Annotated in this window: 11 protein-coding genes; 5 read left to right on the top strand and 6 right to left on the bottom strand. The window is 33.2% G+C overall.

The window, feature by feature from the left end; genetic code table 11:
- Positions 1-146: 146 nt before the first annotated feature.
- The 3 genes from gldF to AC061C_RS14530 form a co-directional block, all read right to left on the bottom strand.
- Entirely contained in the window at positions 147-872 is a 726-nt protein-coding gene (gldF, locus tag AC061C_RS14540; RefSeq protein WP_478291777.1) for a gliding motility-associated ABC transporter permease subunit GldF, read from the bottom strand.
- 64 nt (positions 873-936) lie between these two features.
- Positions 937-1,233 (bottom strand): putative quinol monooxygenase, encoded by a 297-nt coding sequence (locus AC061C_RS14535; RefSeq protein ID WP_478291776.1) that lies wholly within the window; start codon positions 1,231-1,233, stop codon positions 937-939.
- 59 nt (positions 1,234-1,292) lie between these two features.
- Positions 1,293-2,120, bottom strand: coding sequence for an SAM hydrolase/SAM-dependent halogenase family protein (locus tag AC061C_RS14530; protein WP_478291775.1), 828 nt, complete (start codon positions 2,118-2,120; stop codon positions 1,293-1,295).
- Positions 2,121-2,241: 121 nt separating this feature from the next.
- On the opposite strand from AC061C_RS14530, the gene AC061C_RS14525 reads away from it, so the two are divergent.
- Together AC061C_RS14525 and AC061C_RS14520 are read left to right on the top strand one after the other, a co-directional pair.
- Positions 2,242-2,760, top strand: coding sequence for a hypothetical protein (locus tag AC061C_RS14525; protein WP_478291774.1), 519 nt, complete (start codon positions 2,242-2,244; stop codon positions 2,758-2,760).
- Between the two features lie 21 nt (positions 2,761-2,781).
- Positions 2,782-3,732 (top strand): PhoH family protein, encoded by a 951-nt coding sequence (locus AC061C_RS14520; protein WP_417944780.1) that lies wholly within the window; start codon positions 2,782-2,784, stop codon positions 3,730-3,732.
- A 492-nt stretch (positions 3,733-4,224) separates the two neighbouring features.
- Here the strand turns inward: AC061C_RS14520 and AC061C_RS14515 are convergent, their stop codons facing one another.
- Entirely contained in the window at positions 4,225-4,395 is a 171-nt protein-coding gene (locus AC061C_RS14515; RefSeq protein ID WP_417970343.1) for a hypothetical protein, read from the bottom strand.
- 496 nt (positions 4,396-4,891) lie between these two features.
- Here AC061C_RS14515 and AC061C_RS14510 point away from each other — a divergent pair, with 496 nt between their 5' ends.
- Both AC061C_RS14510 and AC061C_RS14505 read left to right on the top strand, forming a co-directional pair.
- Entirely contained in the window at positions 4,892-7,240 is a 2,349-nt protein-coding gene (locus tag AC061C_RS14510) for an alpha/beta hydrolase family protein (RefSeq protein WP_478291773.1), read from the top strand.
- Between the two features lie 102 nt (positions 7,241-7,342).
- Positions 7,343-8,296 (top strand): phosphoribosylaminoimidazolesuccinocarboxamide synthase, encoded by a 954-nt coding sequence (locus AC061C_RS14505; protein WP_478291772.1) that lies wholly within the window; start codon positions 7,343-7,345, stop codon positions 8,294-8,296.
- Positions 8,297-8,353: 57 nt separating this feature from the next.
- On the opposite strand, the gene AC061C_RS14500 is transcribed toward AC061C_RS14505, so the two are convergent.
- Together AC061C_RS14500 and AC061C_RS14495 are read right to left on the bottom strand one after the other, a co-directional pair.
- Entirely contained in the window at positions 8,354-8,809 is a 456-nt protein-coding gene (locus AC061C_RS14500) for a DUF1801 domain-containing protein (protein WP_478291771.1), read from the bottom strand.
- A 174-nt stretch (positions 8,810-8,983) separates the two neighbouring features.
- Complete coding sequence (locus tag AC061C_RS14495; RefSeq protein ID WP_478291770.1) at positions 8,984-10,072, bottom strand: M42 family metallopeptidase; 1,089 nt, start codon at positions 10,070-10,072, stop codon at positions 8,984-8,986.
- A gap of 82 nt (positions 10,073-10,154) precedes the next feature.
- Here AC061C_RS14495 and AC061C_RS14490 point away from each other — a divergent pair, with 82 nt between their 5' ends.
- Positions 10,155-10,832: a DUF4294 domain-containing protein gene (locus tag AC061C_RS14490; RefSeq protein WP_417979481.1), complete on the top strand. Its 678-nt coding sequence runs from the start codon at positions 10,155-10,157 to the stop codon at positions 10,830-10,832.
- The last annotated feature ends 544 nt before the right edge of the window (positions 10,833-11,376 follow it).

Below are 11,376 nucleotides of genomic sequence, written 5' to 3'. Positions count from 1 at the left end.
GTTCAAAGAAGTAAGGGAAAGCGTGTACCTTTTATCTTTTGTTAGATCAAAACGATGAAAAAAGGAACTTCCTATCACATTCGCAACCACTACAACGGCAAGGATAATCAATATTGATTTTAGGTTATTTTTCTTAGAAGTAGTCATTACGATTTGAAAGATTTTAATTTATAAACAGTAAAGGATAGAAAGACAACGGTTATGCTTGTAAAATAAAGAATATCTCTTGTGTCTAATACGCCTCGGCTCATACTTTTGAAATGATCTTGCATTCCTAATGAAGCAATTATGGAAGACATGTTTGGAACAACAGTTGCTAAACCTTCGAATCCAAAATAAAAGAAAAAACATAAAAATACTGCGACAATAAAAGCTACAATTTGGTTATCAGACAAGGTTGATGTAAATATTCCTATGGCTGAATACGCAGCTATCAAGAACAATAATCCAAAATAAGAACCAATGGTGCTTCCCATATCGATATTGCCTTCTGGCATTCCTAAACTAGAAATAATGGCAACATAAATAAAGGTTGGAATAATGGCCATTACAATTAAAAGCAAAGCGCCAAGAAATTTTCCGTTTACAATTTGCCAAATACTCAATGGTTTGGTAAGCAATAATTCTAATGTTCCTTGTTTTTTCTCATCCGAAAAACTACGCATGGTTACAGCAGGAATCAAGAATATCAAAATCCAAGGCGCCAAGGTAAAAAATGGAGTTAAATCTGCAAAACCCGTATTTAAAATATTATACTCTCCTTCGAAAACCCAAAGGAACAGTCCGTTGATAATTAGAAAAATGGCGATAACTAAGTAGCCTATTGGCGAACCAAAAAAGGATTTTATCTCTCGTAATACTATTGATTTCATTTATTTTTTGTTTAAAAGTTTAAGTTTTTTAGTTTAAAGTTGCTCAACTTTAAACTAAAAAACTTTAAACCAAAGTAACTAACTTATCCACGCTCCAAGCTTCTGGTTTGTCATTGAATAATTTTTTTGTGAATGTCCAAACATCGTAAAAAAGCTCAGAATTTCTATAATTTTCCAAATCAGCTTCGGTTTCCCAGTAGCTGTAAGTAAAGAAAATGCTTTTGTTGTTTTTGTCTTGATACAATTCTAAGAAACGATTTCCGGGCGCATTTCGTATTTTATCTTTCATCAACTCAAAGTTTTCTAAAAATGCAGGAATATGTTCCTGGTGAAAACTTAATTTTACTATGCGTACAAACATTTGGGATTTATGATTTTAGATTAACGATTTATGATTTTTAAACTGATTACTGAACACAGCTACCTAAATACTATATTTATTATATCTCTATAATTCAATCCAAGTAAACTATTGGCAGAACCTACTTTGGATGGATTACTTCTAAAAATGGCAATCTCCAGAAAACCGGCTTCGTTGAAAATGGCTAATTTTTCTCCTTCATATGATTTGATCGGATATTTATCAGAACTTGCAATGGCAGAGTAGTTGGGTAAAATAGTTTTGATATTTTTGGTTTTCAAAACAATCTCGTAAGGTCTTCCTTTGGCCACTTCAATGAAATATTTTTTTGAAATATTAGTAACAACATTTCCAAAATGATCAATATAAATCACATTTCCTTTGAGCGAACTGCCATCATCTGATAGCGTAGCTTGCAAATTTGTGACTTTCTTGATTGTATTAATTTCTCTACCAATAACATTCATTAAACCACCTTTGGCTAAATGACAGGCTACCTTTACAAAGACATCGAGATCAGTTGCTTCATTTGGTAAACGGTCATGAATTGTAATAGCAACGATCTTTTGTGGCACAATTTTTTGCGACAGCATACTTAAAATGCCATTATCAGCAGCTATAAAATAATGATCGTTCCATTGCATGACAATATGTTGGTTCTCTTTATTGGATTCCATATCAACTCCTATAAGATGTACGGTACCTTTTGGAAAACTAGAATACGATGCACCAATTATGTAATTTGCTTCTACTGTGTTGAATGGATCTATTTCGTGTGAAATATCAATAATAACTGCTTCGGAATACTCAGATAAAATTTTCCCTTTCAGCGCACCTACAAAGTGGTCTTTCAAGCCATAATCGGAAGTAAGGGTAATTATTGACATAAATTTGTTTATAACTATTGGTGTTTTATGAACCTAATTTTCATTAAATTTGAGAAACGCAAAGCTAAAGTATTTTCGGCTTTAATTAATTAGAATTTTAATTTGAATTTAAAACAAACACATGATCAAACCTTTATTTTTTCTTCTTTTTTTCTTCTTTGGTTGCTTACAATCGCATTCACAAAAACTAGTTTATAATTCTAACGGTAACATTACCGATACTGAAAACAATGAAATTTCACCGCATCAGATACGGCATTTATTAAAAAGTAATGAAAAACTTCTCAAAGATTACAATATCGGCAGAACAAAAAAAACTATAGGCAACATATTGCTTATTTCTGGTCTAGTATTATTAGTTACAGGAACATTTGCTTACGTAATTTCAGGATTTGAATCTGGTATGAATGGAGTGTATGTTGATGAAAGTGATAGATTAATTCCAAAGATTATTGCTTTTGCTGGCCTTGCTGAACTTTTAATTGCGATTCCTGTTAAAATTGGTTTTTCTAATAAAATTAAGAATGTAGTTACGGATTATAACAATCAAAATGCAACAGGATACAAACAATTCAATGAACCAAGACTGGATCTAATTACCAATTTAAACGGAATTGGATTGAGATTAACTTTAAATTAAAAACACTAAAAATAGTATCATTTGAACGAAAGAATAATTGAGCTCATAGACATCGCTCCAAAAGACTTTTGGGGCGCTCAAGACACTCATCTTGAAACAATTAAAAAATACTACCCCAAATTAAAAATTGTCGCTCGGGGAACAACCATAAAAGCTTTTGGAGAAAAAGAGGTTTTAGACGAGTTTGAAAAACGTTTTCAACGGTTAATGCTTCATTTTACTCGTTATAACACTATAGATAATAATGTTATAGAACGTGTGATTTTAAGTGATGGGCAACAGGTGGAGAGAATGGCCGATCACGATAAAATTTTAGTACATGGAGTGGGTGGGAAAATCATCAAACCGATGACACCCAACCAGCAATTACTGGTCGATACCATGGAAAAAAATGATATGGTATTTGCTGTTGGTCCTGCAGGAACCGGAAAAACATATACTGGAGTTGCAATGGCTGTTAAAGCTTTAAAAGAAAAACAAGTTAAACGCATCATATTGACGCGTCCGGCGGTAGAAGCAGGGGAGAACTTAGGGTTTTTACCCGGAGATATGAAGGAAAAATTAGATCCGTACATGCAACCCCTTTACGATGCTTTACGCGATATGTTACCCAATGAAAAATTAGAAGATTACATTTTAAAGGGAATTATTCAGATAGCGCCATTGGCATTCATGCGCGGTAGAACGCTCGATAACGCTTTTGTAATTTTGGATGAAGCGCAAAACACGACGCATTCTCAAATGAAAATGTTTTTAACCCGCATGGGGAAAAGCGCTAAGTTTATGATTACTGGAGATCCTGGCCAAGTCGATTTACCGCGAAGAACCATATCTGGACTAAAAGAAGCTTTACTGGTTTTAAAAGATATTGATGGTATAGGAATCATTTATCTGGATGACAAAGATATTGTTCGACATAGATTAGTCAAAAAAGTAATTGATGCCTATAAAATGATTGAAAATAACGATTAGAATTATAGTCACATCGACAATCAAATGTCTTAATTTTAGTCAAGTTGATAGGATGAAATAAACAGATAGTACTTTGTAGCACTTATTGTCAAGTGTAAAATTTGAATTAACAAATAAAAAAAAACTTCATTAATTCTTGCATAAAAAGCTGAATTAATGAAGTTAATTTTTTGACTTTAAAATAAATATAAATTAGAAGTAATGATTCGTGCGATGTAAAGCTGATAGAAATGGTGTTTAAAATTGATATATTCCCAAGTCTTACTTACATTAAAAAATGAATAATATTATAACTAGATAAAATAAAATTACAACTTTCCTGTACTTTTACAACTAATAATTAAATATTTTCATCTTTGTCCTTTACAATTTTATCGTTTAAATTGGGATAATTTTCTTCCCTTTGTTTTTTATTCGAATAAAAAATGTTCCAAAACGTTAGGCACATATAAATTAAAAAAATTATGCCTCCAATAATAAAAAAACTGATACTCATGGTTTTCTTCTTTGACGGATTGCTATTGCGAATAATAAAATTGTTCCTGGCCAATGAGCCGAATACAATGCTTCTTGTTGCCTTCCGGCTAATCCTAACCCAATTGAATATAACATGCAAATGAACGCTAATATTATTGGATACCACTTTAAAACAAATGATTTCATATGATATATTTAAAATTTTTACTAATATAATAAAAACTTAATAAATTGTAAAATTTAATTTAGATAAAAAGTTAATTTATTGATAGACCGTTTAAGTTTTATTTATAACCATTGCTGTAAAAATCTTTAACTAAATAAAAGAAGTTAAAAATACCGATTTTTAATTTTTGAAGTATATTGCTTTTGTAGTATTGCCATAAAAAAATAGTAAGCTACACGGTTAGGAATAGATAGTTAAAAAGGCATTTTTATAAACACTAAACTGTTTTGATTGTGTTGCTTGAGCAAAATGTGTTGTTAAACTATAAGCAGATAGCATTTAGCAAGATTCATCGCAATATGTATTTTTGAGTCTTTCAAGAAGGTATCGATTTTTTTGAAGCTACAATATCATTTTTTTTAAGATCGTATGAATCAAATGCCTTAAAAGCAAAATTTTAATTCTTTAATATCCATGCAAAACCCAAATAAACCTATTTTAAAACAAATTAAACAAATGAATAAAATAATTACTGTTATCATCGCTATTCTTTTTTCAATTTCAGCTCAAAGTCAATCGCTAAAACTCGAAGAAATCATGAAAGGAAATGCTTTCATTGGAGTTTCTCCAGAAAACGAAAGATGGTCTTTAGATGGACAAAAAGTGTATTTTGATTGGAATCCAAATAATGAATTGGGAACTAGTACTTATTATTGGAAAAACGGATTATCAAAACCTGAATTGGCATCACCAAATGAAGCTGCTTTTTCGAAATTAGATTTCAAAAAAACTACCAATCCCGATTTGTATTATTACATCGATAAAGGAAGACTATTTTCGTATTCTTTGAAAAGTAAAACCTCAAAAAAACTCTATCAGCAAAGTAGTCCGATTGCTAATTTACAAATGGGTGCTGTACCAGGAGTGCTTTATTTCAGACAAAATGAAAATCTTTTTCAGTTCAATACAAATGAAGGTTCCATTATTCAAATCACAAACTTTCGTAAAGGAAAATCAGATGAGAAAACCACAGATAAAGAGTCTTTTTTGAAAAACCAACAAGAGGAATTGTTTCAATTTGTCAGAGATCAAGAAGCACTTAAAAAATGGAATTTGGCAAAATCAAAAGCTACAAAATCTGATTTTCCAAAGCCCTATTTTTATGGGAAAAATACCTTTGGAAGTTTGAAAGTGGATCCAAAAGGAAACTTCGCCACCTTTAGATTAATAGAAGATTCAGAACGCAAGAGTGAAAAAATGGAACTTTTTATAACATCCGATGGTTATAACCAAATTGAAGAAACGAAAGAAAAAGTTTCAGTAGATAATGTATTGGCTACTAAATTCGGGATTTATAACATCGCCAAAGATTCTGTTTATTTTGTGAATTTTTCATCGTTGAGTCACATTCAGGATGTTCCCAAATATTTTGAGTTGTATGAAAAATCAAAAACTGCAGCAAAAAAGGACAAACTAATTGTAGTTCAAGAACCTGTTTATAATGAAAACGGTTCATATGCAATTAGTGAAATAAGAAGTCAGGACAATAAAGACCGATGGATTGTTAGTTTAAATTTAGAAAATGGAACTTTTCAAGAATTAGATCATCAACATGATGAAGCTTGGATAGGAGGACCTGGAATCCCTTCTAATTCTTACGCACGAGGTACACTTGGATTTTTGGGAGATAATGAAACTATTTTTTTCCAATCAGAAGAAACGGGTTATTCTCATTTATACACTTATAATTTAAAGTCAAAAAAGAAAACACAGTTGACCAAAGGAAATTGGGAAGTGCGTAACGTAAGTTTGTCAAAAGACAAAAAGTCTTTTTATTTAAACACAACGACTACTCATCCGGGAAACAGAAATTTTTATAAAGTAGACGTGGCAAATGCCGTTTTGCAACCTATTTTAACTAAAGATGGCGCTCATGAAGTGAGTTTGTCTCCAGATGAAAGTACGGTATTGGTTCGTTATTCGTATAAAAATAAACCTTGGGAATTGTACGTAGCGCCTAATAAAATGAATACCAACTTAAATCAGATAACGTTTTCAAAATCGGAAAGTTTCAAAGGATATTCATGGCGTGAACCGGAAGTAATTACTTTCAAAGCGCAGGATGGAACTCCTGTAAATGCCAGATTATACAAACCACAAACTGCCAATGCGAATAAAGCTGCAATCTTGTTTGTTCATGGTGCAGGTTATTTGCAAAACGCACACAACTATTGGAGTACATACCACAGAGAATACATGTTTCATAATTTATTGGTCGATTTAGGGTATACCGTTTTGGATATTGATTATAGAGGAAGTGATGGATACGGACGTGATTTTAGAACAGGAATTTACCGTTTTATGGGCGGAAATGATTTAACAGATCAAATTGACGGCAAGAATTATCTTGTAGAAAATTATGGGATTGACGCGTCAAGAGTTGGGATTTATGGTGGTTCTTATGGAGGTTTCATCACGTTGATGGGAATGCTGACGACTCCAAAAGAGTTTGCTTCTGGTGCAGCATTACGTTCTGTTACGGATTGGGCGCATTACAATCATGGCTACACAGGAAACATTCTTAATTTCCCAGAAACAGATCCAGATGCTTACAAAAAAAGTTCTCCAATCTATTTTGCAGATAATTTACAAGGCGATTTATTGATGCTTCACGGAATGGTCGATGACAATGTAGAATACAAAGATATCGTTCGTTTGTCTCAGCGTTTTATCGAATTAGGAAAGAAAAAATGGAGCTTGTCAAGTTTTCCGGTGGAAGCTCATGGTTTTAAAGAAACCTATTCTTGGGTCGATGAATACAGCCGAATCTTAAATTTATTTAATGAGACGTTACTAAAAAAATAATTTTAGAGCTGAAACTGAAATTTAAGAGTTCTGTTCATTGCGAAACTCTATGAAATAGTTTTAAATTTGCAGGAACAAAAATAAACACACACAACTAACATAATGAGCAACACCATCACAACTACTGATTTTAATTTTCCAAACCAGAAATCTGTTTACCGCGGTAAAGTAAGAGAAGTGTATAATATCAATGATGAACTTCTGGTCATGGTAGCTACAGACAGGCTTTCTGCTTTTGATGTAGTTTTGCCAAAAGGAATTCCGTACAAAGGTCAAATTCTAAACCAGATTGCAACTAAATTCATGGAATTGACACAGGATATTGTACCTAATTGGTTAATTGCAACTCCTGATCCTAATGTAGCCGTGGGTCATTTATGTGAGCCTTTCAAAGTAGAAATGGTAATCCGTGGCTATCTTTCGGGACATGCTGCTCGTGAATATTCACTTGGCAAAAGAGAAATATGCGGAGTTTCAATGCCTGACTATTTGAAAGAAAATGATAAATTCCCAGAACCTATTATTACGCCGACAACCAAGGCAGATAACGGCGAACACGATGCTGATATTTCTCGCGAGGATATTTTATCGAAAGGAATCGTTTCTGAAGAAGATTACCTTGTTTTAGAAAAATTCACAAGAGATTTGTTTCAAAGAGGAACTGACATTGCTGCAAGCCGTGGATTGATTTTGGTCGATACTAAATATGAATTTGGAAAAACTAAAGAAGGGGTTATTGTCTTGATTGACGAAATTCACACACCGGATTCTTCTCGTTATTTTTACGCAGAAGGATACCAGGAACGTCAAAACAGCGGAGAAGAACAAAAACAATTATCGAAAGAGTTTGTTCGTCGTTGGTTAATCGAAAATGGTTTTCAAGGACTGGAAGGGCAACAAATTCCTAATATGACAGACGAATATATAGAAACTGTTTCTGAAAGATATATTGAATTATACGAAAATATCTTAGGAGAAAAATTCGTAAAAGCAGATATCACTAATATAGATGAAAGAATAGAGAAAAATGTTTTAGAATATCTAGCGAACAGATAGAACATTTGACATAAGTTTAAATATAGACCGCAATTCATAATTTTGAATTGCGGTTTTTTATTTTTTGAATGATGATTCATAACAAGCTATCCATTCTTCTACTGCTATTTTTTGGACGAGTTCAGCAATTAAATTAAAAGGGATTTGGTCCATTTTCTTAAATCGGATGCAACTTTTTCCCATATCTAATTTTTGTTTGCTGTGTTTTGGATATTCGGTGACAAACCAATGCAGTAATTTCGGTTCAGCATAAATTCCCATATGGTAAAGCGCAATAAAATTTTTTTGCGAAGCAATAGCTATAAAGGGTAACGGGAGTTTTGGTTCACAATGATATCCGTTTGGATAGATGGAATGTGGCACTACATAACCAATCATACCGTAAGACATTTGTTCAACAAATCCATTCGGAATATTCTCTTGTATAGTTTTCCGAAGTTTTGCAAAAGCAATTTTTCTATCCTCGGGGATTTCTTCTAAATACGCTTGGATTGATTTGGCAGTGGTTTGCATTTTTATGAATTGTATGAGTAAAGTTAACAAAAAAACCGCAATTCATAATTTGAACTGCGGTTTTTAGCCCCGATAAAAGTGGAAATCCTTTCTAGTCCTGAACTTGTTTCAGGATCCTGAAACAAGTTCAGGACTAGAAAGATTGCAACAGATAGCGGGATTAGCTCCTAAAAACTATTTGAAATAAGAGAATGTTTCTTCGTTTTCTAATTTCAATAAGGTTTCGTAAATCAATTTAATCACGTTTTCAACGTCATCACGATGCACCATTTCAACCGTAGTGTGCATATAACGCAAAGGCAAGGATATCAAAGCCGAAGCTACGCCGCCATTACTGTATGCAAAAGCATCGGTATCCGTACCCGTAACACGAGAAGAAGCCAGTCTTTGGAACGGAATTTCATTTGCAATAGCGGTTTCTAAAATTAATTCTCTCAAATTATTTTGAACAGCAGGGGCGTAAGTTACTACAGGACCTTTACCAATTTTTGTATCACCTTCAATTTTCTTTTCGATCATTGGAGTAGTAGAGTCATGACAAACATCAGTGACAATCGCAACATTTGGCTTGATGGTTTTGGTAATCATTTCTGCACCACGAAGACCTACTTCTTCCTGAACCGAATTGGTGATATACAATCCAAAAGGAAGTTTTATTTTGTTTTCGTGTAACAATCGAGCTACTTCGGCAATCATAAAGCCACCCATACGGTTGTCAATGGCGCGACAAACAAATTTGTTTTCGTTCAAAATCATGAATTCATCAGGATACGTAATCACGCAACCTACATGAACTCCCATGTTATCTACCTGTTCTTTTGTTTCACAACCAATATCAATGAATAAATTATCCACTTTTGCCACTTCTTCTTTTCCTCTATTACGAGTATGAATAGCCGGCCAGCCAAAAACACCTTTTACGATTCCTGCTTTAGTATGAATGTTAACGCGTTTTGAAGGTGCAATTTGGTGATCTGAACCACCATTTCTAATCACATAGATTAATCCATCATCCGTAATATAATTAACGTACCATGAAATTTCGTCAGCATGACCTTCAATCACTACCTTATAAGGTGCATCTGGATTTATGATACCAACAGCAGAACCATAAGTATCCGTTATAAAAGTATCTACATAAGGTTTCAGGTATTCCATCCATAATTTCTGCCCGCCACTTTCATAACCTGTTGGTGATGCATTATTAAGGTAGTTTTCTAAAAAATCAAGTGATGACTTGTTTAATATTGATTTAGTGCTCATAAAATTATTTTTTTGCTAAATTATAAATTTGGCATTACACTTGTGTATATAATGTATAATTTTGGCAATTAAATTTCCCTATATGAAGCTAATTAAATTTTTGTTATTTTGTTTATTTACCACCCTGTCTCTTAATGCACAGGTCATACCTCAGGATACTACAAAGATGGGTTATGAGTTAGAAGATGACGAATCGATACTGAATGATACTATTCAATTACCCGAAGTGTTAATATATAAGGGAAAAATGGATCCCGATGCAAGAAAGCAATTTTTACTGCTACAAAGTCGAGTGTATAAAACCTATCCTTATGCAAAACTAGCGTCTGAGAGATTAACCATTCTTAATAAAGGAATGGCAAACCTTAAAACAAATAAGGAGAAAAAAAGATACTTCAAGATAGTAGAGAATTATTTGAGTAATGAGTTCGAAGCTAAACTTAAAAAGCTTTCTCGTAAACAAGGCCAAATATTAGTCAAATTGATTCATCGACAAACAGGCACTACAACATATGAGTTGGTCAAAAATCTCAAAAGTGGTTGGAAAGCATTTTGGTCTAATACGGCGGCAAGTATGTTTGACATCAATTTGAAAACAAAGTATGCGCCTTTCGACGTTAATGAAGACTACCTGATAGAAACGATATTAGTGCGGGCTTTCGATTCGGGAAGATTACAAAATCAGAATCCGGCTAAACCAGTTGATTATGATAATCTAACTGACTCTTGGGAATCTAGAGCTGAAAAGCTGAAAAAGTAGTTTTTTTTTGGCGTTCCTCCTTATATATAGAAAGGCGATTATCGAAAAGGATAATCGCCTTTCTATATATAAGGAGTCGGGCTATACGCTACAAGTCCTCGTTAAGTTCCGTTGCACTTCACTTAACTGTGGGCTATTCGCTTCTATCCCTAACGCGCGCCCAGAATAATTAGGACAAACAGTGCAATCCAGAGGATAAGAACTAACGCCAACCCAAAATCAGTTACCTTATATAATAGGAGAAAATGATAAAGCGATTAGTATACAAGGAAAACCATTTTTTATCGATCTCAAGTATTTTTTTGATATAATACTGTTAAGGCAGGCTATTTTGAAAGATTCAGACAAGGGGAAGAGCTATACAAACATAAACAAAGAACGAATTCCGAAAGATTTAAGAAATACAGCCAGGTAAGATACGCATGCGTTTAGGTACGCAAAGCTCATTTTATTATCCATTTTGTTACCTTCTGCTTTGGAGCGTGCTTATGAGCGAAAAAAAAATTACTTACAAAATTCACGTTTACAGCGATTTAAAACATAA

It is taken from the genome of Flavobacterium sp. GNP010 (assembly GCF_056428945.1).
This window is presented reverse-complemented; position numbering and strand designations above follow the sequence as displayed.

Bases quoted from the DNA above. Each gene is read 5' to 3' on its own strand.
- AC061C_RS14500 (WP_478291771.1), bottom strand. From the start codon at position 8,809: ATGCAAACCACTGCCAAATCAATCCAAGCGTATTTAGAAGAAATCCCC.
- AC061C_RS14495 (WP_478291770.1), bottom strand. From the start codon at position 10,072: ATGAGCACTAAATCAATATTAAACAAGTCATCACTTGATTTTTTAGAA.
- AC061C_RS14530 (WP_478291775.1), bottom strand. From the start codon at position 2,120: ATGTCAATAATTACCCTTACTTCCGATTATGGCTTGAAAGACCACTTT.
- AC061C_RS14510 (WP_478291773.1), top strand. From the start codon at position 4,892: ATGAATAAAATAATTACTGTTATCATCGCTATTCTTTTTTCAATTTCA.
- AC061C_RS14535 (WP_478291776.1), bottom strand. From the start codon at position 1,233: ATGTTTGTACGCATAGTAAAATTAAGTTTTCACCAGGAACATATTCCT.
- AC061C_RS14490 (WP_417979481.1), top strand. From the start codon at position 10,155: ATGAAGCTAATTAAATTTTTGTTATTTTGTTTATTTACCACCCTGTCT.
- AC061C_RS14515 (WP_417970343.1), bottom strand. From the start codon at position 4,395: ATGAAATCATTTGTTTTAAAGTGGTATCCAATAATATTAGCGTTCATT.
- gldF (WP_478291777.1), bottom strand. From the start codon at position 872: ATGAAATCAATAGTATTACGAGAGATAAAATCCTTTTTTGGTTCGCCA.
- AC061C_RS14525 (WP_478291774.1), top strand. From the start codon at position 2,242: ATGATCAAACCTTTATTTTTTCTTCTTTTTTTCTTCTTTGGTTGCTTA.
- AC061C_RS14505 (WP_478291772.1), top strand. From the start codon at position 7,343: ATGAGCAACACCATCACAACTACTGATTTTAATTTTCCAAACCAGAAA.